The organism is Stenotrophomonas sp. C9D9, from assembly GCF_056491205.1.
Genome location: NZ_JBSZIF010000006.1, coordinates 581,318 through 607,939, shown reverse-complemented (window position 1 = coordinate 607,939; position 26,622 = coordinate 581,318). Strand labels below are relative to the sequence as shown.

The window sequence follows — 26,622 nt, the reverse complement described above, 5'->3', positions numbered from 1 at the left end:
CGGGCACACACCGTTAACGGCCCGGCCCTATGCTGGGGGCCTCATTGGAGACCTGCCAGGTACCAACCATGACGAAGCTGCATACCCTGATGCTGACCGGCGGCCTGCTTGCGCTGAGCCCTTTGGCCTTGGCCGAGACCGTGAACCTGACCAACAGCGCCGAGGGCGCCAACCGCGATGCCGGAATCACTGCGGTCAAGAAGAAGCTGCAGGACGAGTGCACCGAGCGCAAGGGCTCGCCCGATGCCGCCTCGTTCGAGGTGGTCTTCGAGAAGACCAGCCCGAACCCGAACGTACCCAAGCCGTACTACGTGGACGGCAGGATGAAGTGCGAACTGCCGGGCTGACAGGCCCGGCAGCACAGCCATCGATACGGATCAGCGGCCGAAGCCGCGAACGCGCCGCTGGTACTGCGCGATCCACTCCAGCGATGGCGCAATTCCGCCGAACGGGAAGAAATGCGGGCTGATCGGGCCATGGGCGCCCGTCAGCCCCTTCACCAGGCAATCGACGAACACCTCCGGCCCCGCCGTGCCGAGCAGCCGGCCGATCGAGATGCCATACCTGGCCAGCATCGATGCACTGGCACCCACGCCGCACATCGCGGCGTAGCGCAGCAGCCGGGTGATGCTGGCCGGCCCCGGCACGCCGACTAGCACCGGAACCGAGATGTCACGCGCGCGCAATGCATCCAGCCAGGCCAGCACGGTATCGGCATCGAACGCGAACTGGGTGACGATCAAGGGGGCCATGCCGCGTGCTTCGATGGCCTGACATTTACGCCCAAGCACCTGCCAGCGGTCGTCAGCGCTCATCACCGGGTGGCCTTCCGGGTGCCCGCCGATACCAACGACCTTGATCCCGAAGTGCTCCAGAAGACCGGTCTGGATGATCGAAGCACTGTCGGCAAACGGCCCGGCGGGTGTGGCCAGGTCGCCCGCGACCAGCAGGCATCGGGTGACGCCGGCTTCGCTGGCGGCGCGCTCCAGAAAGCGCTCAAGCGCTGCGTGCGAGCCGATGCGGCGGGCAGAGAGATGCGGCATCGGCTCGAAGCCGAGCTCGCGCACCATGCGCGCGGCAACCAAGCGTGCGTCGTCGTCCTCGCTGGCCAGCCAGGGAAGGGAGATGACCGTGCCGCGCGGTATGCGGGCCGCCTCGGCACGTAGTGCCGGCATGGCCTTCGCGCTGACTTCCAGTGAAAAGGCGTTGATGAAGGCGTCCGCCTGCGATGAGGTACCGGCCGGCATCAGCGCGCCTCGCGTGCATTGCCGGCAAGCGGCGAGCTGTTGCGGGCCAGTTCGATGAAGGCCTGCAGGTAGTCGATACCGGTATCGGCCTCGCGCGCACCCAGATAGATCTGCTTGGGGATGCCCTTGGCGCCCAGCCGTACGGGCACCACGTCCATGCGCGTGGCGTACTCCTCTACCAGCCAGCGCGGCATGGCAGCCACGCCGCGGCCGCTGGCCACCATCTGCATCATGATGTCGGTGGTTTCAATGGCCTTGTGGCGCCGCGGCGTGATGCCGGCGGGCAGCAGGAACTGGTTGTAGATGTCCAGGCGCTCGAACGGCACCGGGTAGCTGATCAGCACTTCCTGGCTGAGCTGGCGCGGCTTTACGTGGTCCACCTTGGCCAGGGCGTGGTTGCTGGCGACCACCAGCACCTGCTCGTAGTCGAACACCGGGATGAACTTCAGGCCCGGCTTCAGCAGTGGATCGGGCGTGACCAGCAGGTCGATCTCGTAGCCGAACAATGCGCCGATGCCGCCGAACTGGAACTTCTGCTTGACGTCCACATCCACGTCCGGCCAGGCGGCCAGGTACGGCGAGACGATCTTCAGCAGCCACTGGTAGCACGGGTGGCACTCCATGCCAATGCGCAGCGCGCCACGCTCGCCCTGCGCGAACTGGCCCAGCCGCTCCTCGGCCAGGTCCAGCTGCGGCAGCACCCGGTTGGCGACCGCCAGCAGGTACTGCCCGGCCTGGGTAAGCCGCAGGCTGCGGCCTTCGCGCAGCCAGACATCGGTGCCGAGCTGCTGTTCCAGCTTTTTCATGCTGTGGCTGAGCGCCGACTGGGTCAGGTTGAGCACGCCGGCGGCCGCGGTGAGCGAGCCCTGCTGTTCGACCTGCTGCACGATGCTGAGGTGGATCCGTTCCAGCATGACGATGAATCTCATTCATGGATTGGTGAAGTAATACCATTTTACGTCATGGAAGGGCATGGCTAGGATCGGGTCATGCCTTCGGTTGCCTGACAGCCTGCTGATCCAGCCGGCCCGCAGGACTGCGCCCCCGCAGATTGCGCCGAAGCAGCCCCTCCCCTGCTGAAAGCGAACAGATGACCCGCCCCCTCCGTATCGTCGCCGTTTCCGGTGGACTGCAACGCCCCTCCCGGGCCGCCACCCTGGCCGAGCATCTGCTGGGCCTGATCGGCGAAGACGTCCATTGCGAGCAGCAGCTGATCGAGCTCGGTGAGCTTGCGCCACAGCTGGCCGGTGCGCTGTGGCGCTCGCAGCTGCCCGAGGCGGTCGAGCGGCAGTTGGTCGCTGTCGAACAGGCCGACGTACTGGTGGTGGCCACGCCGGTCTACCGCGGCTCCTACACCGGCCTGTTCAAGCACTTCTTCGATTTCATCGACCAGGATGCGCTGGTCGATACCCCGATCCTGCTGGCCGCCACCGGCGGCAGCGAGCGCCACGCGCTGGTGATCGACCATCAGCTGCGGCCGCTCTTCAGCTTCTTCCAGGCCCGCACCCTGCCCCTGGGCGTGTACGCAACCGATCGCGATTTCGCCGAGGGCCGCGTGCACAACGAGGCACTGATCCAACGTGCGCGACTGGCCGTGCAGCGGGCAATGCCCTTGCTTGCCCTGTCCCATCGCGCTGCGCCCGCCATCGCCGAGACCGCCGCAACTCTCTGAATACCGGATGCCAGCACCCTGCATTCGGATGCCACCCAGCAAACCGGAACGCCGCCCATGACGACCGACACCTTCACCTTCAGCATCACGCGCATCCCTTTCAACGAGGACTACCAGCCGGCCGAGGGCACGCGCATCACCACCAATTTCGCCAACCTGGCCCGCGGTGCGTCCCGGCAGGAGAACCTGCGCAACACGATCAGCATGATCAACAACCGCTTCAACGGCCTGGCGCATTGGGACAACCCGAGCGCGGACCGCTATGCGGTCGAGCTGGACATCATCTCGGTGGAGATGCACATCGACGGCGACGACGGCAGCGATCCGTTCCCGTTGATCGAAGTGCTGTGGCCGACCATCGTCGACACCCGGACTGGCGTGCGCACCGAGGGCATCGTTGGCAACAACTTCTCGTCCTACGTACGTGACTACGACTTCAGCGTAGTGCTGCCGGCCAGCAACGAGGGCAAGGCCACCTTCGGCATTCCGGAAGGCTTTGGCGACCTGCACGGCAAGCTGTTCCAGCACTTCCTGCGCTCGGACGCCTACCGCGCCAACTTCAGCAAGGGGCCGGTGATCTGCATCAGCGTTTCCAGCAGCAAGACCTACCACCGCACCGAGAACCATCACCCCATCCTGGGCGTGGAGTACCGCCAGGGTGAGTTCTCCCCCACCGACCAGTACTTCGACAAGATGGGCCTGCAGGTGCGCTATTTCATGCCGCCGGGCAGCGTCGCGCCGCTGGCCTTCTACTTCCAGGGCGACCTGCTGGGTGATTACTCGAACCTGGAACTGATCGGCACCATCAGCACGATGGAAGCCTTCCAGAAGATCTACCGCCCGGAGATCTACAACGCCAATTCCGTGGCCGGCAAGGTCTACCAGCCCAGCCTGAAGCACCAGGATTACTCCTCCACCCGCATCGTCTACGACCGCGAAGAGCGCAGCCAGCTGGCGGTCAAGCAGGGCCGGTTCACCGAAGAACACTTCATCAAGCCGTACCGCGCCGTGCTTGAGCAGTGGGCCGCCCGCTGATCCATCGATTTTCCATTCGCCCCCAGGACACACCACACAATGCCGACGAAGACGCTGCTCCCCACCTCCACCGCAGGCAGCCTGCCCAAACCCTCCTGGCTGGCAGAGCCCGAGAAGCTCTGGTCGCCCTGGAAACTGCAGGACGAAGGCCTGATCGAGGGCAAGCAGGACGCCCTGCGCCTGTCCCTGCAGGAACAGCAGCATGCCGGCATCGATATCGTCAGTGACGGCGAGCAGACCCGCCAGCACTTCGTCACCACCTTCATCGAGCACCTCAGCGGCGTCGACTTCGAGAAGCGCGAAACCGTGCGCATCCGCAACCGCTACGATGCCAGCGTGCCGACCGTGGTCGGCGCCGTGAGTCGCCCCAGGCCGGTGTTCGTCGAGGATGCGAAGTTCCTGCGCCGCCAGACCACGCGGCCGATCAAGTGGGCGCTGCCCGGCCCGATGACGATGATCGACACGCTGTACGACGCGCACTACAAGAGCCGCGAAAAGCTGGCCTGGGAATTCGCGAAGATCCTCAACGAGGAAGCGAAGGAGCTGGAGGCTGCAGGCGTGGACATCATCCAGTTCGACGAGCCCGCCTTCAACGTATTCTTCGACGAAGTGAATGATTGGGGCGTAGCCGCACTGGAGCGTGCGATCGAAGGACTGAAGTGCGAGACCGCCGTGCACATCTGCTACGGCTACGGCATCAAGGCCAACACCGACTGGAAGCAGACGCTGGGGTCGGAATGGCGCCAGTACGAGGAGTCGTTCCCGAAGCTGCAGGCCTCCAACATCGACATCATCTCGCTGGAATGCCACAACTCCCACGTGCCGATCGACCTGATCGAGCTGGTGCGCGGCAAGAAAGTGATGGTCGGTGCCATCGACGTGGCCTCCAGCACGGTGGAGACCGCCGATGAAGTAGCCAGCACCCTGCGCAAGGCGCTGCAGTTCGTGGACGCCGACAAGCTCTACCCGAGCACCAACTGCGGCATGGCGCCGCTGGCGCGCGACGTGGCCAGGGGCAAGCTGCGCGCGCTCAGCGAAGGGGCGAGGATCGTGCGCGAGGAACTCTCGGCATAAGTCCCGCAGCGGAGGCATTGCCGTTCGAATGGCGGCTTGACGGCGCCTGGCCGGGTATCGACCAGGTTCCACCTCGCGCCTGCAGCTCCGGCCTGGCCTCCTTCGCCGACTGTCGCGGTGCCAGCGCCTGCTTGATCCGCGCCACCTCCCCTGCCCCGGCCTCGGCCAGGCGGCGGGCCTGCTGCCGTTGCTCCGCCGAAAGTACGGGCGACGGCGCAGCGCTCGCCTCCGGCGCTACGTCCACCAGGCGCGCCACTGCCTCGCGCAGCCGCAGCTGCGGGCAGAGCCGTGCAGCACACCAGCGTTCTGCGTAGCGCCTGGCCTGTCGCACATTCGTGGCGGCCACCACCTTGGTCTGGGACATCTTGCGTGCGTCCAGGTACACCCGGAAGCCAAGCACGGCATGCGGCACGATGTTGGCCACCGAGCGCCCGTTCCACCACAGGTCCCAGCGCTCGCCGCTCTGCACCCAGCCGGAGGGCCGGGTGACGGTCATGTACGCGGGAAGATCGAAGGAGGAATGCATGGCCGGAAGCATACGATCGGCCGTCGCATGGGATGAGAATGCAAACGCACTCCCTCGCGGGGAGATGAATTGTTCAAGATCGCCGCATGCGATCGACATTGCACGCGTGCTGGCTACCTTTGAAAACAACCATTAATGTGACGCGTCACGGTCGACCAGGCTTTCGATCCAATCGATGTAGCGGGACACGCGCACGTTGTAGACAACCTGCCCGTAGAAGCCCGCTTCCAGCGCATGCTCGGGTACGGCGGTGATCCAGGAACCGAGGCCGACCAGTTGCCAGGTCCCATTTTCATTGATCAGCAGCGGGCCGCCGCTGTCGCCGTTGCCGAGCACGCCTTCAAGGGGCAGGCCCTGCGGAGGCGGGTCGAACCGGTACCAGAGATAGCGCGTGTTGCCGCCGGTAATCGCGTTGTAGGCCCGCCGCAGCGTCGTACGATGGGGCCCGCCGGGCACCAGTCCAGTCGCACCGTTGCCGGTGGCGCCCTTGCCGATCAAGGCGGCGATCTGGGTGACCTCGGCGCTGCCACGATAGAGCGCCACCGGCTGCACGTCGCTCACCGGCGTGGCAAGTCTGATCAGCGCAATGTCATCCGACGCCGCCAGAAACGCGTGGATTTTCGACGCACTCCCCGTTGCCATCGCTTCCTTGCCCAGCGCCTCGGGCATCCTCCGGTAGCCGGGGTGCAGGAAAACACGCTCGACGCCGTAGCCCTTCCCATCGATGGTGATGGTGGCCCCCATGCCCTCCATCGGTGCGGCATGTGCTGCGGTCAGCACCCAGCACGGCGCGATCAGGACGCCGTGCCCCTCGCCCGGCATGTCCGCCAGTGCCGGGAACACCGATGCATCGATCTGATACCTGGCATCGTCGACATCATCGCGGATGACCACGGCGCCGGCGGCGAACGGGAGCGCAGCAAGTGCGAGGAAAAGCCAGCGGTTCATGGAAGCCTTCGGCCCAGCAGTTCAGTCACAACAGCCTAGGGCATGGCCCTGCCATACGGGGAGATCGTGCGACCAATCCCCGGCGGAGACCGACGAATGCGCGGAAACGGGAGTTGAAACCGGGCGGTCCGTGCCCTACCTGCGGCCCCGATAGGGTTCGCAGCCTACGCCGTCATTGTCACGATCAAGGTGCGGGCCATACCCCGGATCACCACGCCGTACCGGTGCAGCCCCGGCGGCGCGGGCCTCCGCGCAGTTGGCAAATGCCCGGCAACTGCGCGCGCGAGCGGGGGCGAAACTGCTGCGCGGGGTGTCGACGTAGCGAGATGCGGCTGGGGCGCCTCGATGGCAGTGATAGTCACCCGTTTTCCGGTTGGTGTGGCAACCCTGCTTGTCGAGGCCGCCCGGATGCGCGAGCGCATTGGCGGACAGCGCCAGTGCGAGCATGCCGAATGCAGTCAATACGATGGAATTGCGGCGCCGGGTATCCATGCCTTCCCCCTGTCAGGCAATCCTGCCAAGGGGAATGCTAGCAGGGTGTCTCGACCGCCAGGCTTGACGCTGCAGCGGCTGCCACTCAGCGCTGGTAGTCCTTCAGGAACAACCAGGTGATCAGCGTGGCATCGGGCCCCTTCGGATCGGTGAACGGCAGGCCCGACTGGCTGCCACTCCACGCATGCCCCATCCCCTGCACCACATAGTGCTGCACCAGCGTCCTGCCACCGTAGGCGTAGGTGTCCACCGTATACGCACGTCCGCCCGGCACCTGGCCGTGATAGGTGCTGGTCGGCACGTACTTCACCGAGTCGTTGTCCAGGCCATCGTCAGCCAGGTCGTTGGTCTGCAGGAACTGGCGCACGGCCTGCTCACCGTTCACCGGGTTGACGGTGAGGTCGGCGCTGCCATGGAACACCAGCACCGGCAGCGGCCGCGGTGATGGCGAGCCCGAGCACTGCCAGGCCAGCCGACCGTTGCTGTCCGGTGAGTAGATGCTGCCGGCCAACAGTGCGTAGGCGCTGCCGGAAATCGTGGTCGCGCCCTTGTACATGCCACCGGAGTGGATGGCGCCGGCAGCGAATACATCCGAGTAGCAGGCCAGCATGATCGAGGTCATCGCGCCGCCGGCAGAAATGCCGGTTACATAGACCCGGTGCGGATCGATGCTGTAGCTGGCTTTCACCTTGTCCACGATGCCGGCCAGCAGTGATGGCTCGCCACTGTCGCGCGCCTGGTTGATCGGCAGTTGCCAGTTCCAGCAGCGTGCGGGATTGGAGGTGACGTTCTGGCGCGGGTACACCACGATGAAACCCTCGGTATCGGCTACATCGTTGAAGCCGGACGCCTCGCCCATCAGGTTCGGGCCGGTCACGCAGCCGTGCAGCACCAGCAGCAGCGGCAGTGGCTGGGCCGCGTCGTAGCCGGTCGGCACCCAGACCTGGTATTCGCGGGCGCCGAACAGATTGCCGTACAGGCCGATATCCCAATGCCCTGCCGGGCCGGCTGCAAGCGCGCTGCCCGCCGTTGCCAGCCAGGTGCACAGCACCAGCGCCATCACTTTGATCGAATCGATTCCGGATTTCATGACCAGATCCTCATGGGTGAGTCGTGGATGAAGGAGTACCGGGGAACGCGTCCGGCTGGGGGCGAGCCCAGTATCCGCATCCGGCGGCGGCTGCCGACTGGACCTAGGTCCACTCGCCGCTGCCCGATGACACCGCTAGCCTTGGCTGCAGGGGTGGCATCGGGCCATCTGCAATGGACATGCCCTGGGGAGGATCGAATGAAACGGAATTGTCTGAGCCTGATGATCGGCGCGCTGCTGGCGTCCGGCCCGGTACTGGCACAGGACGCGCCGCAGGGGGCGGCGACCGTGGGCAGGAATGCATCACCCACCAACCTGGACAGCATCAAGGTCACCGCACGCAAGCGCGAGGAGACCCTGCAGGAAGTGCCGGTGGCGGTCACCGCGTTCACCTCCGAGGCGCTGGACAGGATGAATGTCCAGGACATCAGCGACCTGGACGGGCAGGTGCCGAACCTGACCATCTACGCGGCGCGCGGTGCCAGCAGCACGGTCACCGCCTACATCCGCGGCATCGGCCAGTCCGACCCGACCTGGGGTGCCGATCCGGGCGTGGGCATCTACCTGGATGACGTCTATATCGCCCGCCCGCAGGGCGCGCTGCTGGATGTGTTTGATGTTTCGCGCATCGAGGTGCTGCGCGGCCCGCAGGGCACGCTGTACGGCAAGAACACCATTGGTGGTGCGATCAAGTACATCTCGCGCGGCCTGCCCACCCAGACCGAGGGCTTCGCCCAGATCACCGTGGGCAACTACAGCCAGTTGGACGCGAAGGCGGCGATCGGTGGCTCGATCGGCGGCGCCGACAGTGGCCTGCGAGCACGCGTGGCGGTGGCCAGCATGAACCACGACGGCTTCGGCGAGAACACCTTCAATGGCCAGCCGGTCAGCGACAAGCAGATCAACGCGGCGCGCCTGAACCTGGGGGCGTATGCGGGCGATGACTTCGATGTGCAGTTCGCTCTGGACTGGATCGATGACCAGTCGGGCATGCGCGGCTCGAAGATGCTGGCGCCCAACCCGTTCCTGCGCGCCTACCCGCCGATGGACAGCCGATATGACATCCGCTCGGGCATGCGCAACCTCAACAACGTGGAAACCAAGGGCGCGTCGGCCACGGTGAACTGGCGGCCGAACGACGACATCGCAGTGAAGTACGTTGTGGCCAAGCGCGAATCGGACAGTGAAGCCAACATCGATTTCGACACCACGCCGGTCAAGCTGGCCGACGTGAGCGGCACCTACAACGACAACCAGGTCAGCAACGAGGTGCAGCTGAACTACGATGCCGGCGGCCGGGTGCGCGGCGTGGTGGGCCTGTACCAGTTCAGTGGCGAGGCCGGTGGGCAGATCCAGAACAACTACTTCAGCGCGCAGTTCGCCGACAACCAGGGCAAGGTGCTGACCGACAGCATCGCGCTGTATGCGGACTGGACCTTCGACCTGACCAGCAGGCTGAAGCTGGACGTGGGCGCCCGCTACACCGATGAAGACAAGCGCGCGATCGTGCTGAACCGCCTCTACGCCGACCCGGGTTTCAGCCGGCCGGTGGCGGTGACCGCGGACTTCGACAAGAAGACCAATTTCAAGAACGTCTCGCCCAAGGTCTCGTTGGACTACCAGATCACCCCGGACATCATGGTCTACGGGCTGGCCACGCGTGGCTTCAAGTCCGGCGGCTACAACATCCGCGCCAACGCGGTGGCGGTGCCCCGCTCGGCCGAGCCGTTCGATGACGAGACCGTGGACAGCCACGAGGTCGGCAGCAAGATGGCCTTCCTCGACCAGCGGCTGTTCCTGAACCTGTCGGCCTTCTACAACAAGTACAAGGACATCCAGCTGTCGGTGTTCACCGACCTGGATACCAATGGCGACGGCATCGATGACTCGTTCTTCGGTGATTTCACCAATGCCGGCGCCGGCACCATCAAGGGCGTGGAAGTCGAATACCAGTACCTGCCCAGCCAGCACTGGTTGATTTCCGGCAACCTGGCCTGGCTGGACACGAAGTACGACGAGTACATGGACCGCGGCATCAACGTGGCCCGGCAGATGAAGTTCACCAATGCGCCGGAATTCTCGGGGGCGCTGAACGTGGAATACCGCACCGACCTGGCCAACGGCAGCAACCTGTCGGCGCGGGTGAGCTACAGCTACCAGAGCGAGGTGTGGCCGACCACCGACCTGAGTCCGGTGATCCGCCAGGGCGGTTACGGACTGGTGAATGCTGGTGTGATCTGGCGGCTGGATGATGCCTGGACGCTCTCGTTGCAGGGCACCAACCTGGCCGACAAGGAATACCGCACCACCGGTTACAACATTCCGGCAGTCGGCACACTGATTGGCTTCTATGGACCGCCGCGCCAATATAGCCTCAGCGTCCGTTACGATTTCTAGCGTGCCCGTTACGATTTCCAGGAAGCCCCTGCATGACGCAGTCTTACCAAGATCTGTACTGGAACAGCACTGATGGCCTGCGCCTGCATGCGCGCGACCATGCACCAAGGGCAGGACAGGCGTCGCGCGGGACCGTGGTGTGCATTCCCGGCCTGACCCGCAATGGCGCTGATTTCGACGCGCTGGCCGACGTGCTTGCCGGCGTGGGCTGGCGCGTGATCGCCGTCGACCTGCGCGGCCGTGCCGGTTCGGAACGCGCGCAGGATCCTTCCAGCTACAACCCGCGCACCTATGCCGATGACATGGTGGCGCTGCTGCGCTCGCAGCACATCGACTCGGCGGTATTCGTCGGCACGTCGCTGGGTGTGCTTGTCACCATCACCCTGGCCTCGCGTGCCCCGCAGACCATTGCAGCGGCGGTACTGAACGATGCCGGCCCCAAGGTGCCGCGCGAGGCGCTGGCACGGATCGGCAAGTACGCCGGCAAGCCCGTGCCGCCGATGGATCTGCAGCAGGCCGCGGCCTACATGGGCACCATCGGCAAGGCGGCATTCCCGCGCTACACCGTGGAGGACTGGCGGGCCATGGCCCTGCGCACGTTCCGCCAGCGCGAAGACGGCATGCTGGAACTGGACTACGACCCGGCGGTGATCCGCACCACCCGACCGTGGGTGCTGTGGCTGCTGCGCCCCGTGCTGTGGCGTGCGGTTCGCGGGTTGACCGCACGCGTGCCGGTGCTGGTGGTGCGTGGCGCCCTGTCCGACATCCTGCCAGCCGATGTTGCCCGGCAGATGGCCGCGACATCGCCCCGCGCACGCCTGGTTGAAGTGCCAGACGTGGGCCATGCGCCGATGTTGAACGAGCCGGAGGCACGCGATGCCATCCTGGCCCTGCTGGACGACGTGCGGTGAGCACCGCCGCATCCACCGAGGCATTGCCGGCCGCCCTGCGTCCTCTCCAGCAATGGGCGGCCGGCGAGCGGCTGGGCAGCATCACCCACGTTTCGCAGGCGCGGATCACTGCCTTCGCCGACGCCACCGGTGACCACAACTGGATCCACGTCGACCCGGTGCGTGCACAGGCGCAGCTGCCGGGTGGGCGCACCATCGCCCACGGCTTCCTGCTGCTGTCATTGACGGTGGAAGAGGATGTGGCCGCCCTGGCCGGATTTCCCGGCATCGCGCATGTGCTCAATTACGGCCTGAACAAGGTGCGCTTCCTGGCGCCGGTGCCCAGCGGCTCGGACGTACGGGTACGTTCGCAGCTGGTCTCCCTGCAGCCGCGGCAGCAGGGGCAGTGGCTGCTGACCCAGCGCAAGACCGTGGAGCTCGCTGACGATGGCGAGGTTGCAGTGATCGCCGAGCAGTTGTCACTGATCGTGGTGTCCGTCTAGCGCCGCCCTGCCCCGCTTCTCCCTACACTGGAGTGATGTTGACGCCCTCCATCGTCCTGTTCGCCTGTATTGCGTGGACCGTTCTGTTGTTTGGCGTGGCCCTGTGGGGTGAGCGCCGGGGACATCGCCTCGCACGGATCTGGCCGGTCATCTATGCGCTGTCACTGGCCGTGCATTGCACGGCCTGGACCTATTACGGGGCCGCCTCGCAGGGCGTGCAATGGGGCTTCCCGATTCCGCCGACGCTGGTCGGCATGGCGCTGATCTTTGCGTTCGGCCTGCCGTTCCTGGCACGGCTGGGGCGGTTGGCCAAGCAGCACAACAGCGCCACCATCGCCGACCTGGTGGTCGCACGGCTGCGCGCGGACCAGGGCCTGGGCATCACCATCACCCTGGTCGCGCTGTTCGGCATCATTCCCTACATCGCGCTGCAGCTCAAAGCGGTCAGCCAGGGCCTGGGGGTCCTGCTGGGCGATCGTTTCGCACCTGCCGGCTGGCAGCTGGACATGTCGTTCTGGTTCGCGCTGACGATGGCGGCGTTTACCCTGCTGTTCGGCGCACGCAAGGCATCGGCCACCGAACACAACCGCGGCATCGTGGTGGCGCTGGGCCTGGAATCGGTACTGAAGCTGGTGGCACTGCTGGCGATCGGCCTGTATGCCGGGCTGTCGGTGCACCGCGCCGGCACGCCCCTGCTGGAAAAGATGGCCCACCTGCCGCCGCCCGCAGTCATTCCGGATTACCTGACGATGGTGGCGCTGGGCGCGATTTCCGCCTTCACCCTGCCCCACCAGTTCCACGTGGGCGTGGTCGAGCTGCGCGAGTCCTCGGACCTGAAGACGGCACGCTGGCTGTTCCCGGTGTATCTGCTGCTGATCGGGCTGCCGTCGGTGCCGATGGCACTGTACGGTGCCGCGCAGCTGCCAGCGTCGGTGTCGCCGGATCTATATGTGCTGGCCCTGCCGCAGGCTGGTGGACACCACCTGTTGGCGCTGGTGGCGTACCTGGGCAGCCTGAGCGCGGCCACCGGCATGATGATCCTGTCCGGGCTGACACTGTCGATCATGCTCGGCAATCACGGCGTGGGCTCGCGGCTGCTGGGCGGCATCGATGGCGGTCCTGCTGCCGGCGACCTGCGCCCGCGCGTGTTGGCCCTGCGCCGCGCCGGCATCCTCGCCGTGTTCCTGATGGCATGGCTGTACAGCAGGGCGATGAGTGATACCGAGGCGCTCAGCGACTTCGGCCTGATGTCCTTCACCGCGCTCTCGCAGCTGGCACCGGCCGTGCTGCTGGCGGTGTACCGGCCGCGCACGTCCTCACCAGCGATCATCGCCGGCATCGTGGTGGGCTCGCTGGTCTGGCTGTGGCTGGTGCTGTTGCCCATGATCGTGCCCGCTGCAACGCCGTCGACCCGTCCCGACGGGCTGCACTGGCTGTCGCTGCTGTCGATGCGCCTGCAACCGGGGCATATCGCCATCAGCATGGGCGCGAGCCTGGCGGCAAACCTGATTGCCGTGGTGCTGGTGTCACGCGCGGTCCGCCCGTCGCTGCCACGCCAGCGCGATGCGGTGGCCACGGCATCGCTGCGCAAGACTGCTGGCCGCTTCCTCGGCCAGGAACGGGCCCGGCAGCTGCTCGACGGGCATGCAGGAAAGATGCTGGATGACGACCGGGTCATCGCGGTGGAACGCGAGCTGACGGCCGTGGTCGGCGCAGGCATGGCCCGGCTGCTGGTGGAGGCCGCGCGCGAGGGTGGCGCGGCGCCATTGGATGCGGTTACCCGTGCCGTGGGTGAAGCCACCCAGGTGCTGCGCTTCAACCAGCGCCTGCTGGAAGCCGCACTGGAGAACATGAGCCAGGGCATCAGCGTGGTCGATGCGCAGTTGCAGCTGGTGGCCTGGAACAGCCGCTATGCCTCCCTGTTCAAGTTCCCGCCGGAGCTGCTGCAGGTGGGCCAGCCGGTGGTCCACCTGACCGCGTGGGCGTTGGCACAACTGGGCATCGGCGTTGCCGTTGGCGACTCGCCTGAAAAGGCATTGCAGCGTCGCGTCGCCCACATGCGGCGCGGCACGCCGCATCTGTCCGAGCGCATCTTCCCGGACGACACCATCGTGGAAATCCGCGGCAATCCGATGCCAGGCGGCGGCTATGTGGCCACCTTCACCGACGTCACCGCGTTCCGCCGGGCGGAAGATGCACTCAAGCGCAGCAATGAGACGCTGGAGCTTCGCGTGCAGGACCGCACCGCCCGGCTGGAACAGGCGGTACACGAGGCCGAGCGGGCCAACGTGGCCAAGACGCGGTTCCTGACCGCGGTCGGCCACGACCTGATCCAGCCACTGCATGCGGCCCAATTGCTGGCCGATGCGATGTCCCAGCACATCGAGTCCGACTTCCTGGGCAGCTTCCTGCGCCAGATCCGCGGCGCACTGGACTCCACCGATGACCTGCTGTCGGGCCTGCTCGACATTTCGCGACTGGACGCCGGCGGTTGGGTGGCCGACCCACGCCCGTTCGCGCTGTCCAACGTGCTGGACCCGCTAGCGCAGGAGTTCGCCGTGCTGGCGGCCGCACGCGGCCTGCAGTTCGGCTATGTGCCGACCCTGGCCTGGGTGCACAGCGACCCGCTGCTGCTGCGCCGGGTGCTGCAGAATTTCCTGGCCAATGCCATCCGCTACACCCAACGTGGCGGCGTACTGCTGGGCGTGCGGCGGCAGGGCAACGCACTGCTGATCGGCGTGCATGACAGCGGCTCCGGCATCGTGCCGGAGCAGCAGGCAATCGTGTTCGAGGAATTCCATCGCGGTGATCGCAGCAACGGCCAAGGGCTTGGCCTGGGCCTGGCCATCGCGCACCGCATCGCCGGACTGCTGGATGCGCCGCTGCACCTGCACAGCATCCTTGGCCGCGGCTCGGCATTCTCCATCCAGGTGCTACGGGCTGCTCCGCCAGCCGCACCGTGCGCGCTCCCTGCTGTCGCAGGCAGCAGCACGCTGAAAGGCATCCGCGTGCTGGTGGTCGACAACGATCGGGACGCGCTGGCGGCGATGCAGCAGCTGCTGACGTCCTGGGGCTGCGACGTCACCACAGTAGGTGATGCCGCAGCGATCGGGCCGTCAGCGGGTGAGGCGGCACTCTGGCTGTTCGACTATCACCTCGATGAGGGGGATACGGGCGTGGCGGTCTGGAAGCGGCTGGTGGCCGTGCACGGGCAGCGGCCGACCGTGATCCTCAGTGCCGATACCGGCAGCGATACCCGCGAAGCGGTACGCGAAGCCGGGCTTTCTCTGTTGAACAAGCCCTTCAAACCGTTGGCATTGCGCTGGGCGATCAACCATCTGTTGGCGACGAAGGGTGCGACTGCGACCTGAAGATTCAGGCGTCCTGGGGCCCCTCGAGCTGCCGGGATGGATCGGCCAACCCCATCTCGTGCAGTACGCGGATGGCCTGCGCACGATTGCGCACCCCCAGCCGTTCCATGATGCGCGTCATGTGCGCTTTGACCGTGCGCAGCTGCACGCCCAGACGGTCGGCGATCTGCTTGTTGAGCAGGCCTTCGGCCACCAGGCTCAGCACCTTGTACTGGTGCGCGGACAGGCTTGCCAGCCGCGCGGCGAGATCCGCATCCCTGCTGAAAGGGGCCGCCCTTGCCACCGGCTCGCGCAGCAGCGCCGGAATCCAGCGCTCGCCCTCCAGCACGGAATGCAGCGCGGACTGCAGCTCGCTCAATCCCGAACTCTTGGGCAGATAGCCGGCGGCGCCCAGATCGATGGCACGCCGGATCACCTGCGGCTCTTCATTGGCCGAGACGATGATGATCGCCAGGCCTGGCTGCAGTGCGCGCAAGGTCGCCAATCCGGCAAGCCCGTGATTGCCGGGCATGTGCAGGTCCAGCAGCATCAGGTCGACCGGTTGGCGTTCGAGTGTCTCCAGCACGCTGTCCAGCGAATCGGCCTCGCTGATCTGAAGGTCGGTGACGGCCTCTTCGGCCGCGCGATGCAGCGCGGCGCGGAACAAGGGGTGGTCATCGGCGATAAGCAGGCTTGGCATGTCAAGGCGAGATTAGCAAATCACGCGGGCGTAGACAGGGGACCTAGGTACGCTGGCGCCGGGCGCGCGGATGGCTAGTGTGGGTGGGGACGACCGGCGACCGATACGCCACCCACGAGGAACCCCCATGCCATTCCCTCCCGCTGCCGATACCTGCCCGCTGCTGATCAAACAGCTGTTGCTCACGCCGCTGGCGACACATCCCGGGCAGGAGATCGTGTATGGCGACAAGGTCCGCTTCGACTACCGCACGCTGCAGGCGCGCATCGGCCAGCTGGCCGGACTGCTGGCATCGCTGGGCGTCCGCCAGGGCGATACCGTGGCGGTGATGGACTGGGACAGCAACCGCTACCTGGAGGCCTACTTCGCCGTGCCGATGATCGGTGCGGTATTGATGATGGTGAACATCCGCCTGGCGCCGGAGCAGATTGCCTACACGCTGAACCACAGCGGCGCGCGGGTCATCCTGGCCAACCGCGAGTTCCTGCCGATGCTGGAGGGCCTGGACGCGCAACTGCCCGACCTGCACACGCGGGTGCTGCTGGACGACGCAGAAGGGCCGCTGCCATCGGGCTTCGTGACGGAATATGAAACGGGACTGCGCACGGCAACGCCGATCGACGACTTCCCGGACTTCGATGAGAACACCCGTGCCACGGTGTTCTATACGACCGGCACCACCGGCCTGCCCAAAGGGGTGTACTTCAGCCACCGGCAGCTGGTGCTGCACTCGCTGGCGGCAATGGCCGCCCTGGGCAGCGCACCGAGCCAAGGGCGTCTGCACCGCGGCGATGTCTACATGCCGATCACGCCGATGTTCCATGTGCACGCCTGGGGCGTGCCCTACGTGGCCACGCTGCTCGGCATCAAGCAGGTCTATCCCGGCCGCTACCTGCCAGCAACCCTGCTGGCGCTGATCGCCCGCGAGAAGGTGACCTTCTCGCACTGCGTGCCGACCATCCTGCACATGCTGCTCGACCACCCCGACGCCGCGCAGACCGACCTGCACAACTGGAAAGTGATCATCGGCGGCGCGGCCCTGCCACGGGCGCTGGCGCAGCGTGCACTTGCACGTGGCATCGATATCTTCGGTGGCTACGGCATGTCCGAGACCTGCCCGCTGCTCACCCTTGCACAGATTGATGCCGATGCATTGGCCGGGCCGGATGAGGCGCTGTCACTGCGGACCAAGGCCGGCATTCCGGTGCCGCTGGTGGACCTGCGCATTGTCGACCCGGAGATGAGGGATGTCGCCCACGACGGGGTGGCTACCGGCGAGGTGGTGGTGCGCGCGCCCTGGCTCACCCAGGGCTACCTGCACGATCCGGACGCTTCGGCGACGCTGTGGGCGGGCGACTACCTGCACACCGGGGACATCGGCAACATCGATGCAGACGGCTATCTGCGAGTGACCGACCGCATCAAGGACGTGATCAAGACCGGTGGCGAATGGATCTCCTCGCTGGCGCTGGAAGACATCATCGCCCTGCATCCTGCGGTGAACGAAGTCGCGGTGATCGGCATCGCCGATGCAAAATGGGGCGAGCGGCCGCTGCCTCTGGTGGTCAGGCGGCCCGGTAGTGACGTGACCGAGGCCGAGATCATCGCGTTGGTGGCGGCGCGCAGCCGCTCTGGAGATATCTCACGCTATGCGATTCCGGAGCGCGTCCGCTTCGTCGATGCTATCGAGCGCACCAGCGTCGGCAAGATCAACAAGAAGAAGCTGCGTGGACTGCATGACCCGGAGGCAAGCGCCGGGAATCGTTGACGCCTGGGCGGCCACTGCCTTGACGCCAATGCGGGGAAATCAACGCCCCTGCCCTCCTGTTCCGTCGGTTCCACCGCATACATCGTGGCTGGCGCCGATCCTCCCTCGCCCCTCGCTCCTACAGTGGACCCACGGCGCCGCACTGCCTGCACTCCGATGGCAACGCCGCCAAGCCCCCCACTCTTTCGAGCCCGCAGGAGCGAGACATGGCATGCCTTTCCCGGACTACCGCTGGCACAGCGGCAATGCACCCAGCCCCCTCCACGCAGGTTGAACGGAGGTGTGCACCATGAACCAGGTCTACGTCGCAGTCTGGGATGGAGCTCACTATCTGGTCGTCCGCAAAGGTGTGCTCAACAGCTGGTGGGGCAGCAATTCCGTTGTCGTACTTTCTGCCGAAGCGATGGCCGCTGTGCTGGCCATCCGCAACGCGCCCGGCGGTGGCACAGAGCAGGACTGGGATCTGCTGAGAAAGCTGCTTTCCGGCGCCTGGCGCGCTGCGGGGTCAGTCGCCTACCGCGGCGAACGCACGCTGCCCCGCACCATGGACGCACTGGACCGAGCGCTTGAAAGCGCCGAGCGCACGCATCCGCAAACCGATGACGTCGCCATGGAGACGCTGGCCGCTCTGCAGAGCCTGTTCCGCGAGGACGCAAGAACTCCTCCCCCGCTCAGCCCTGCGCGTGCAACCTTGCGGGAGCTCGCCATCGCATTGCCGCCGCCGACCCGGGGAACCCCGAACTGGGCCGCTGCGTTGGTACTCGCACAACGTCTGGTGGCGGAAGTCGGTGCGTGGTCGGATGGCCTGCCCCCGGCGCTGGTGAACCAGGCGGGACAATGGGCCCTGCCCGGCGGCGGCCGATTGAACAACGAACGCAAGGAGCGCGCCGCGCGCCGCGAGTTCGAGGAGGAGCTTGGCATCTGGCTTGGACAGGGACGCGCCGCATGCGATCTGCGTGCCCGGCTGTTTCCAGATGGGGGAGGCAGCTTCTCCCTGGTTCGCTTCCGCACAACGGCCGAGGAGCTCCTGCGGATGGCGCAGGAGGCCGAGAACCATGTCCAGGCCAGTGCCAGCAGCCCTGCGCGCCCCCAGTCCTGCCTGGTGACCGACTGGGAGGTGGCGGGCGTCGCACGGGTGCCGGTGGCCGATCTGCGTAATGTCCTGGGGGCAAGGGTGGAGGTTCCAGGCGAAGGAACACTGGCGGTTGACGAGGCCCTGGCCGGCGCCAGGCCCGGTAGCCAGGAGATCGGCTGGTACCGGGAGATCGCCGCCCTGCTGTCACCCGCTTGAGCGTCCAGCGCGCACCTGCCCGCCCCTGCAACCCCAGTGAGGCCCCACCATGAAAGAGAGCACGCCCGAGCGCGAGGCCCGGCGCTACATCAGCAAGCAGCTCACCGCGCAGATCAACAACGCGCAGGCGTATCCCGACGTTCGCACGGTCGTGGTCAAGGCACTGTCGGACATCAAGGACCAGCTGCGCAGCCTGTCCAGCAAGGTACGGCGCGACTACAGCCTGAAGCCCGGTGAGCCGTTGATGTTCTTCTACGTCAAGGGCGGCAACGCGCTGGACGCACTGCTTGAACGCCCGGCCGACCCGCCACCGACGCTGTTCGATTTCGGCAGGTCCGACTGGGATACGCAGGTGGTGATCAACCCCTGGATCCCGATCCCGGCACAGGATGCCCTGCACGGCGGTGTTGAAGACATCGTGATCGACGTGATGCAGGGTGCCGGCCTCAACATCGCGCTGGAGATCAGCGTCTTCCCGCCCAACCAGAATCCGTTGGCCGGCCAGGTGGTGGACCTTGCATCGGTGGACATCCATGTGCCGCCCGGCGAGCAGTGCCTGGTGACCTGTGACACTCCGCAGACGTTCCGGAAGGTGTACGAGCGTGACCGCGCGGGCCTGCATCTGTTCACCAGCGAGCCGCTGAAGGGCATCGGCACCGCCACGCCGGTGACAAGCCCGTCCGTGCTGCCCCCTCCGCAGCCGCCGGTGCCGCAGCCCGTGCAGCCGCCGCCTACCCCTCCGCCGCCGCCAGGCATCATCCTCAACGACGGCATCAAGCCCTTCGTGCTGCATCGCATGGGCTACACCTGGCACGCGCGATGGGTGAAGGATCCGAAGGCGCCTGCTGGCGACGACCCGGTGACGCCGCGGCCGATCTTGATGGAACTGATCGATGTGACCACGCCGCGCCGCGATACCGTGGAGGCCGTGACAGTGTGGTCGGACATCATCCGCAACCATCTGGTGATTGCCGAGGATGCCGGCTCGGAAGAGCGCTGGCGGCTGCCCCTGCCCAGCATGGAGTACCACCTGTGGGAAGGCCTGACCATGCTGTGCGAGATCGCCGCCTATCCTGGCTGGCCGGGTGCGGACAAGCTGGAGAAACGTCGCCGCAATGTGCAGCGCATTCACGACTGGTACCGCGACCAGCAGGGCGACCTGGCGACGTTCGGCCGGGTGATCGATGGCATCTCGGCGGCGCCGGTGTTCACCGATGACAAGAACTGCATGCAGCAGGTCGATGCCTGCATGCGTGAGGTCAAGGCGCGCATGCAGGCGTCATCCTCGGGATTCGATCACGGTGCCCTGTCGGCCAACCACACGCAGCGCCTGCTGCACGGGCGGCAGTGGGGTGCGCATCGGGTCGCAACGCTGCTGCAACGCCTGGGTACATCTGCCGCATCCTGTGGCTACAGCGACGATCTGGCGTTGATCGGGACGCTGGCACAGAACCCGTACCTGGATGTCACCCAGGTGCCGATCTCCGGCGTCGACTGCGCGATGATCATCCGCACCGACCCTGCGACGTTGCGCAATGCGACGGCGGCCAACTGCCTCATTGCGCTTGCCCAGGACCTCGGCGCGGACATGACCATCGAGGATTCCCTGCACTCGACCGTACGTGCGACGGGTATCAGTTACGAGCGAACACTGGTGATCTTCGATGCGCCGCGTTCGCCGTCGGCGCGCGTGGCCAAGGCGATCCTGACGTTCACCACTGCTGGCCCGGTCGGTTGCCCGTTCCGTGACAGCCCCGAGGGTTCCGGGCAGGCCATCGCACCGTTGCTGGACATGGACAACCAGCGCAAGGTGGCGGCCTCGATCATCCAGGGTTTCGTGCAACGGGCGAATCTGACCAGGCAGCACGAGATGATCCGGGTGTTGTTGCCGCAGGGCGAGTGATCTTCAGTCACCGCTGCGCGGGGGCGCGGGTTTCCATCGGGCTTGATCGGCCCCCTTCCCTCGCGGATCCATGCCTCCAGCGCCAGTCGGTCAGCTGCTGGGAATTGCGCGTGGTCTGTCGTGCCGCGCCCGCCGCAACGGGCGCGGCGCCACATTAATGCAGCGGCACCGTCAGCACTGAAGGCGCGTTGGCCGGCGAGCTGAAGGTCACCGCACCGCCCAGCTGGCTGATGCCCGCATAGCGCAGGTCCACGGTATCGACCACCAGGGTCAGCCGGCTGCCGGCCGGAAGGTTCCAGCTGCTCGCTTCCAGGCGAAGATCGATCGTTTTCGGTTGGCCGGGCGTGGCCCCGCGAAGGGTGTACGGCTTGTGGCTGATCAGCTGGCCATTGCCCAGCACATCCTCGGCGTACAGGTAGGCATACAGCGTGGTGTTGGCGCGGCTGGGCGTGACCGTCAGGCGCACTTCCGGCGCACCGTCCAGGCGTTTGGCGCTCCACTGGATCGGGCCCTGCCAGACGCCTGCGGCGCTACGGCCAACGAAGGGCACATAGGCGCCGGGCGGCAGGTTGAACATCTGCAGCGCGCCGGACGCCATCGCCACACCGGAATTGGCGGCGGTCAGCAGGCCGCTGCCGATCCGGTAATTCCAGCCGGTGCCGCCACCGTTCTCCGCCAGCCCGCCGGTGGGCAGCAGCAGCCCGGTTGGCGCGGTCAGCCCGTAGCTGACAGCACCCGCATTGGTGGCCTGCCAGTCCGCATAGCGGCTCCAGCTGCCTTTCTGCGACTTCAGCTGCACCGCTGCCTGGCGGTCGATGCCATTGGCCACGCCCTTCAGGTAGTGGTCGAACCAGTCGCCCACGGCGGCATAGACCTCATTGGGAATGCCAAGCGCACCGAAGGCCTCGTTGAGGGCATGGTCGCCATGGCGCAGCTGCAGCTGCTTGGGCCCCTTCAGGCGGTTGAAGAAATCGACCAGCTGGCCCGGCGGGAACAGGCTGTCATTGAAGGCATTGGCAAGGAACACCGCCGGCTGGTTGACGTTGATCTCGTCAAGGCTGCTGGCCGGGCTGCGCTGCGCCGCCACCGGCAGCAGCGAGTCCACCGCCCCCTGGTAATTGCCGACCAGCACGTTGCGGTTGATTGTGGCCAGCTCCGCGCCGGGGCGGCCGGTGGCCAGGCCCGCTGCCACCAGCAGGGCGATGCCCTGCGCGCTGGGCGTGTCATGGCTGTACAGCGACGCCTGCAGGTCGGCCCAGCCGCTCAGTGCGGCAACGGCCTTGATGCGTGGGTCGCGCGCCGCCGCCAGCAGGCTGGTACCGGCACCGTAGGAGATGCCCGAGACACCGATCCTTGCCGGGTCGGCGCGGGTGTTGTCCAGCGCCCAGTCGATCAGCGCGCTGACATCCTCGACCGTGGCGGGCCCGGCGATGTCGATGCTGCCACCCGATTCCCAGAAGCCGCGCGAGCTGTAGCTGATGACCACATAGCCGCGCTGCGCCAGCGACTGTGCCACCCCCACGTATTCCACGCTGGGCACCGCCCAGCTGCTGGGCATCACCAGCAGCGGATAGCGGCCACTGCCGGCATCCTGCGGTTCGATGACGAAGGCCCCGAGGGGCGTGCCATCCCAGCTTGGGATGGTGCGATGGGTGGTCTTGACCGTGGCTGCCCAGGCGGTGGGCGCCAGCCCGGTCAGCAGGATCAACAGCAGCAGAACCTTGCGCATCGTTGTCTCTCCCCGTCGGTGGTGGTGCAACGGGTTGGACCGTACCAGTGCGAATGGTGGGTAGCACCTTGCGACGCAGCATGACGCAAAGCGCTCCTTGGTATGCTTCGCGGCACTGCGGGACTACCGCAGACTCCCATCAAAGCAAGGATGCCCCCCGATGCGCAGGACGCACTTCGTCGGCACGCTCTTGAGCGTGGCCAGTCTGTTCGCCCCTTCAACCGTGGCGGCCCAGGACCCCGACGTCACGGATGACTGCAGCGAAATCGCGCAGTTGATGTCCAACGACGACTTTGCGGCCCTTGACGCGATGGCCGCGCGCTTCCGCACGGGTGAGCTCGACGCCGCCGGCGAATCCCGGCTGGGCCGCTTCTACATCTGCATGTCGCGTGCAATCGGCACGACGCGGCAGGAGGTGGAGGCCTGGAACCACTGGTCGGCTTGGACGGCGCGCTGGGTTCAGCACGCTCCAAAGTCTCCGGCGGCCCACCTGGTGACCGCACGGATTCCGCTCAACCTGGGCTGGAGCTACCGTGGCAACGGATACGCCAATACCGTCAAGGCCGAAGACTGGGCCCAGTTCCATGAGTACAACGCCGTTTCGCAGGCCTACCTGCAATCGCATGAGGGCATTGCCGGTGGCGACCCGTTCTGGCACGAGATGAGCGTACTGATCGCGCTGCGCGAAAGCGCGGATGACGAAGAACTACTGAAGCTCGTCGACCGTGCCGCCAAGGCCTTCCCCGACTACGAGCCACTGCACTTCATTGCCATGCAGCACTTCACGCCGGCCTGGGGTGGCAGCGCACAGAAGATGGAAGCCTTCGCACGGCGCTCGATGGCGAGTGCCCCGAAGAAGAAACGGGCCATGCGCTACGCACGTCTGTATTGGTCGGCCACCGAGTACTCGGCCGATCACTTCCACGCGGCGACGCCCGATTGGCCGCTGATGCGCCAGGGCCTGGACGAAATCGCGCAGCGCTACCCGACCATCGACAACCTCGAGACCATTACCCGCTTCGCCTGCTGGGCGCGAGACGGCGACGCCCTGGACCGGTGGAATCGCCTGTGGTTGAGCCGCAGCGGTTTCAGCGAGGCGGTCATTGCGGACTCGAGCGAGCAAAGCAGGGCCGCCTGCCTGGCGCCTGATGCTGGGCAAGAGGCTTCCTTGTAGAGCCAACCGCTGCAGAACCGGGCCGCGGAGGATGCGTGGTCTGGTATGCGCTTCACACCTGTCGGGCGCTTAGCACGTGCGCATGTCAGCCACGCCCTGCTCCGTCTGACACATCTCCAGTGCTTGCGCGCGGTCACAGCTTGGTCTTTTCGTCATTGACCAAAAGACGACAGCTTGTGACGCTTGCGACACCGCACGGCCTCCATGGCCCTGTCATCGCGGTCAGTCCCACCGCACTCCGCATCACCCGTATCCGCAACGCCTTCACATGACACAGGCCCGGCCTGGTCGTGGCGGGTCGCTGCGTCCCGAATCCTTTGCTGGAGAATCGCAATGCGCCTTGCAAGCTTCGTCTTTGCCTTCGTCCTCAGCGCCTTTGCCGGCGCAGCCCAGGCCCAGGTGGTCACCCTCAACAAGGGCGGCTTCGTGCTCACCTACGACTGCAGCATCCACAGCGCCACCCGCTACGAGTACACGCTCACCGCCGATACCGGTTCCGCTGCACGGCCGTCCAGCTTCTACAAGGACCCGGACCTGCCGGCCGGTTGCCTGGGCCAGACCAGTACCGCGTCCTATGCCAGCATCAAGTCCGGTTATGACCGCGGCCATCTGGTCACGTCCAACCACATGGACTACGACGCGACCTACATCCGCCGCGCCAACTACATGACCAACATCGTGCCGCAGGTGTCCAGCTTCAACCAGGGCATCTGGGTGAAGGCCGAGAACGTGGCCGAGTGCTACCGCGACATCGCGCCGGTGGACGTCTACGGCGGTGTGGTCTATGGCGATGCCTCCAACGATTATTTCCTGGCCAGCCACGGCATTCCCACGCCGGAATTCTTCTGGAAGACGATCATCACCCGTGATCCGAACACCGGCACCGCCAAGGCGATCAGCTGGATCATTCCCAACGAGGCCAACCTGGGCAGCCTAGACAACTACCTGGTGACCATTGCCGATCTGGAAGAACTGCTGGGCGCCAGCTACGTGGCGATCAACGCACCGGCCTCGCTGAAGAACATGCTGCCGGCCACCACCTGGCCGCAGCCGGCCGGGTGTGACCTGAGCTGAGCGACGGGCGGGAGAACGTCACGATGCCTGCATGCGCAGCCATCGTGACGCCAGCACTCTGGCCAGCAGGAACTGCACTGCGGCGCCGACGACGGTGGCAACGACAAGCCCGCGACCTATCGTCGGCGCCCCAGCGGACAGCATTCGCAGCAGGTACGCCACGCTGGCCAGGCTGATCAGCAGGGACGTGGCAAGCAGGACCAGCGACACCACCATCGTGCGCACCATCGATGCGGGTTCCGGCGACGGCGCACCGGTCCATAGGCCGGCAAACGTGGCAAGCGCGCAGCCCACCAGCAGGATCAGGCTGGCAATCTGCAACTGCGCGGGCCCATCGAAAACCGGCATGATGAACTCGCCAGGCGAGATTGCCACAGGCAAGTGCAACGCCAGGATGGGAAGCAGGCAGCTACCGGCCACCAGCGTCACCGCGCCGGCGATGCTGGCACTGATGAGGTGATGGTGCTCGCCCTCGGCACGGATGCGCCGCTGCATCAGCAGCGCTGGCACCAATGCCAGCAGCGTGAGGAGCAGTGCATGCGCAAGCGGAACCAGACTGATGGCTGCGACACTGTGGACTGGAAACGGCAACTGCGCCATCGGAATGCGCATGGCGCGATCCAGCACGACGAGCAACCCGAAAAAGGCGATCGAAGCGATCACCGGGTGGCGGATCCGCAGCGCGCCGCGGCGGCCGAACAGCAGCATCGACACCAGTACCGCCGCCCCGGCAAACAGACTCAGGCGGAAATCGAGCTCAGCCACCGCGTTGCCGATTTCACGTGAGGCCTCGGGCGGCCCCAGGCGATACCCGAATGCGATCAGGCGGAGGGCTACGGGCAGGTACAGGCAGAGCACGTAGAGCTTGGCGGCCATCGCGAACTGGATGGGGTAAGCACCGAAGAATGATCGCAATCGGTTCAAGGCGTATTCCCGTGCAGGCGCTGGGCGGGGTGTCCTTGGCAGTCTAGCGTTCCTGTGGCCAGCGTGCCCTGCCCGGCCCGCTGTGGGAAAATGGCGGGCACGTCGTCCCTTTGTCTGTTCCCGGAGCTGTAGATGTCCTGTTTTCCCTTTGATGCCGTGCTGTTCGACTGCGACGGCGTGCTGGTCGATTCCGAGCCGCTGGTGGCCCGCGTGCTCTCGGAAATGCTGACCGAGCGCGGCTGGCCGCTGACCCCGGCGCAGGCCGGCGAGGTGTTCCTGGGCCAGTCCGTGGCCCATCTGGCCGGGCTGATCGAAGAGCGCACCGGCAAGCCGTTCACCGAAGAATGGCTGGAGGAATTCCGCCAGCAGCGCAACCGTGCGCTGGAGCAGGACCTTGAGGCGATCCAGGGGGCACCCGAGGCCGTGCGTGCCATTGCCGTGGCCACCGGCGGGCGGATTGCCTGTGCGTCCGGCGCCGACCTGCACAAGGTGAAGCTGCAGTTGGGCAAGGTCGGCATCCTCGATGCCTTCGGCAACCACGTTTTCAGTGGCCAGGACATGCCGAACACCAAGCCTCACCCGGATGTCTATCTGGCCGCCGCCGCTGCGCTGGGCGTGGACCCGACGCGCTGTGCGGTGATCGAAGACACGGTCACCGGTGCGACCGCCGGCGTTGCGGCAGGTGCGACCGTGTTCGGCTTCAGCGAAGGTGGCCCGCACCACAGCACGCCGGAGGCCCTGCGCGCTGCGGGTGCGAAAGTGATCTTCCAGCGCATGGAGCAGCTGCCAGCATTGCTGGCTGCCTACGCCGCCGACGCTGCCGCCTGAGGCGACC

General features: G+C 66.2%; 23 protein-coding genes. 14 read left to right on the top strand and 9 right to left on the bottom strand.

Annotation, left to right across the window (positions count from 1 at the left end; all coding sequences use genetic code 11):
* The first annotated feature begins 68 nt into the window (after nt 1–68).
* Complete coding sequence (locus ACXI0D_RS18300) at nt 69–347, top strand: hypothetical protein (protein ID WP_049445147.1); 279 nt, start codon at nt 69–71, stop codon at nt 345–347.
* Nucleotides 348–377: 30 nt separating this feature from the next.
* On the opposite strand, the gene ACXI0D_RS18295 is transcribed toward ACXI0D_RS18300, so the two are convergent.
* Both ACXI0D_RS18295 and ACXI0D_RS18290 read right to left on the bottom strand, forming a co-directional pair.
* Nucleotides 378–1,247 carry a methylenetetrahydrofolate reductase gene (locus ACXI0D_RS18295; RefSeq protein ID WP_479642920.1) on the bottom strand — a complete coding sequence of 290 codons (870 nt, stop codon included), beginning with the start codon at nt 1,245–1,247 and terminating at the stop codon, nt 378–380.
* Nucleotides 1,247–2,161, bottom strand: a complete 915-nt coding sequence (locus tag ACXI0D_RS18290; RefSeq protein ID WP_479643105.1) for a LysR family transcriptional regulator — start codon at nt 2,159–2,161, stop codon at nt 1,247–1,249. The genes ACXI0D_RS18295 and ACXI0D_RS18290 overlap by 1 nt, the downstream gene beginning before the upstream one ends.
* A gap of 176 nt (nt 2,162–2,337) precedes the next feature.
* Between ACXI0D_RS18290 and msuE the strand changes: the two genes are divergently transcribed.
* Genes msuE through ACXI0D_RS18275 form a run of 3 tightly spaced genes read left to right on the top strand, consistent with a single transcriptional unit; the run spans nt 2,338 to nt 5,028 of the window.
* Complete coding sequence (gene msuE, locus ACXI0D_RS18285; RefSeq protein ID WP_049445141.1) at nt 2,338–2,919, top strand: FMN reductase; 582 nt, start codon at nt 2,338–2,340, stop codon at nt 2,917–2,919.
* A 57-nt stretch (nt 2,920–2,976) separates the two neighbouring features.
* Complete coding sequence (locus ACXI0D_RS18280) at nt 2,977–3,954, top strand: DUF1852 domain-containing protein (RefSeq protein WP_479642919.1); 978 nt, start codon at nt 2,977–2,979, stop codon at nt 3,952–3,954.
* A 39-nt stretch (nt 3,955–3,993) separates the two neighbouring features.
* The gene (locus ACXI0D_RS18275; RefSeq protein WP_049445137.1) at nt 3,994–5,028 is read left to right on the top strand and encodes a methionine synthase; all 1,035 of its coding nucleotides are present in this window, start codon (nt 3,994–3,996) and stop codon (nt 5,026–5,028) included.
* Here ACXI0D_RS18275 and ACXI0D_RS18270 read toward each other — a convergent pair.
* The 4 genes from ACXI0D_RS18270 to ACXI0D_RS18255 form a co-directional block, all read right to left on the bottom strand.
* Nucleotides 4,985–5,554, bottom strand: a complete 570-nt coding sequence (locus ACXI0D_RS18270; RefSeq protein WP_479642918.1) for a hypothetical protein — start codon at nt 5,552–5,554, stop codon at nt 4,985–4,987. The two genes, ACXI0D_RS18275 and ACXI0D_RS18270, sit on opposite strands and share 44 nt — an antisense overlap.
* A gap of 132 nt (nt 5,555–5,686) precedes the next feature.
* Nucleotides 5,687–6,502, bottom strand: a complete 816-nt coding sequence (locus tag ACXI0D_RS18265; RefSeq protein ID WP_479642917.1) for a S1 family peptidase — start codon at nt 6,500–6,502, stop codon at nt 5,687–5,689.
* A 135-nt stretch (nt 6,503–6,637) separates the two neighbouring features.
* Nucleotides 6,638–6,994, bottom strand: coding sequence for an excalibur calcium-binding domain-containing protein (locus tag ACXI0D_RS18260; protein WP_479642916.1), 357 nt, complete (start codon nt 6,992–6,994; stop codon nt 6,638–6,640).
* An 85-nt stretch (nt 6,995–7,079) separates the two neighbouring features.
* Complete coding sequence (locus tag ACXI0D_RS18255) at nt 7,080–8,084, bottom strand: extracellular catalytic domain type 1 short-chain-length polyhydroxyalkanoate depolymerase (protein ID WP_479642915.1); 1,005 nt, start codon at nt 8,082–8,084, stop codon at nt 7,080–7,082.
* A 198-nt stretch (nt 8,085–8,282) separates the two neighbouring features.
* Between ACXI0D_RS18255 and ACXI0D_RS18250 the strand changes: the two genes are divergently transcribed.
* The 4 genes from ACXI0D_RS18250 to ACXI0D_RS18235 are packed head-to-tail and all read left to right on the top strand — an operon-like array spanning nt 8,283 to nt 15,245.
* On the top strand, nt 8,283–10,481 hold the full coding sequence (locus ACXI0D_RS18250; RefSeq protein WP_479642914.1) for a TonB-dependent receptor: 2,199 nt from the start codon (nt 8,283–8,285) through the stop codon (nt 10,479–10,481).
* Between the two features lie 32 nt (nt 10,482–10,513).
* Nucleotides 10,514–11,392: an alpha/beta fold hydrolase gene (locus ACXI0D_RS18245; protein ID WP_049445126.1), complete on the top strand. Its 879-nt coding sequence runs from the start codon at nt 10,514–10,516 to the stop codon at nt 11,390–11,392.
* On the top strand, nt 11,389–11,874 hold the full coding sequence (locus ACXI0D_RS18240; RefSeq protein ID WP_479642913.1) for a MaoC family dehydratase: 486 nt from the start codon (nt 11,389–11,391) through the stop codon (nt 11,872–11,874). Before ACXI0D_RS18245 ends, ACXI0D_RS18240 begins: the two co-directional genes overlap by 4 nt.
* Nucleotides 11,875–11,909: 35 nt before the next feature.
* Nucleotides 11,910–15,245: a PAS-domain containing protein gene (locus ACXI0D_RS18235; protein WP_479642912.1), complete on the top strand. Its 3,336-nt coding sequence runs from the start codon at nt 11,910–11,912 to the stop codon at nt 15,243–15,245.
* 4 nt (nt 15,246–15,249) lie between these two features.
* Here ACXI0D_RS18235 and ACXI0D_RS18230 read toward each other — a convergent pair whose 3' ends face one another.
* Entirely contained in the window at nt 15,250–15,924 is a 675-nt protein-coding gene (locus tag ACXI0D_RS18230) for a response regulator transcription factor (protein WP_188484878.1), read from the bottom strand.
* Between the two features lie 127 nt (nt 15,925–16,051).
* Between ACXI0D_RS18230 and ACXI0D_RS18225 the strand changes: the two genes are divergently transcribed.
* The 3 genes from ACXI0D_RS18225 (at nt 16,052) to ACXI0D_RS18215 (ending at nt 20,886) form a co-directional block, all read left to right on the top strand.
* On the top strand, nt 16,052–17,692 hold the full coding sequence (locus ACXI0D_RS18225) for a fatty acid--CoA ligase (protein ID WP_479642911.1): 1,641 nt from the start codon (nt 16,052–16,054) through the stop codon (nt 17,690–17,692).
* Between the two features lie 289 nt (nt 17,693–17,981).
* The gene (locus ACXI0D_RS18220; protein WP_119006289.1) at nt 17,982–18,983 is read left to right on the top strand and encodes an NUDIX domain-containing protein; all 1,002 of its coding nucleotides are present in this window, start codon (nt 17,982–17,984) and stop codon (nt 18,981–18,983) included.
* A gap of 49 nt (nt 18,984–19,032) precedes the next feature.
* Nucleotides 19,033–20,886, top strand: a complete 1,854-nt coding sequence (locus ACXI0D_RS18215) for a hypothetical protein (protein ID WP_479642910.1) — start codon at nt 19,033–19,035, stop codon at nt 20,884–20,886.
* A gap of 154 nt (nt 20,887–21,040) precedes the next feature.
* Here the strand turns inward: ACXI0D_RS18215 and ACXI0D_RS18210 are convergent, their stop codons facing one another.
* A complete protein-coding gene (locus ACXI0D_RS18210; protein WP_119006291.1) occupies nt 21,041–22,615 on the bottom strand; it encodes a S15 peptidase family protein in 1,575 nt (524 codons plus the stop codon).
* Between the two features lie 160 nt (nt 22,616–22,775).
* Here ACXI0D_RS18210 and ACXI0D_RS18205 point away from each other — a divergent pair, with 160 nt between their 5' ends.
* Both ACXI0D_RS18205 and ACXI0D_RS18200 read left to right on the top strand, forming a co-directional pair.
* The gene (locus tag ACXI0D_RS18205) at nt 22,776–23,789 is read left to right on the top strand and encodes a hypothetical protein (protein ID WP_479642909.1); all 1,014 of its coding nucleotides are present in this window, start codon (nt 22,776–22,778) and stop codon (nt 23,787–23,789) included.
* Between the two features lie 333 nt (nt 23,790–24,122).
* Nucleotides 24,123–24,863, top strand: coding sequence for a DNA/RNA non-specific endonuclease (locus tag ACXI0D_RS18200; protein WP_075678270.1), 741 nt, complete (start codon nt 24,123–24,125; stop codon nt 24,861–24,863).
* 18 nt (nt 24,864–24,881) lie between these two features.
* On the opposite strand, the gene ACXI0D_RS18195 is transcribed toward ACXI0D_RS18200, so the two are convergent.
* Entirely contained in the window at nt 24,882–25,787 is a 906-nt protein-coding gene (locus tag ACXI0D_RS18195; protein WP_479642908.1) for a hypothetical protein, read from the bottom strand.
* 132 nt (nt 25,788–25,919) lie between these two features.
* On the opposite strand from ACXI0D_RS18195, the gene ACXI0D_RS18190 reads away from it, so the two are divergent.
* Nucleotides 25,920–26,615, top strand: coding sequence for an HAD family hydrolase (locus tag ACXI0D_RS18190; RefSeq protein ID WP_479642907.1), 696 nt, complete (start codon nt 25,920–25,922; stop codon nt 26,613–26,615).
* The last annotated feature ends 7 nt before the right edge of the window (nt 26,616–26,622 follow it).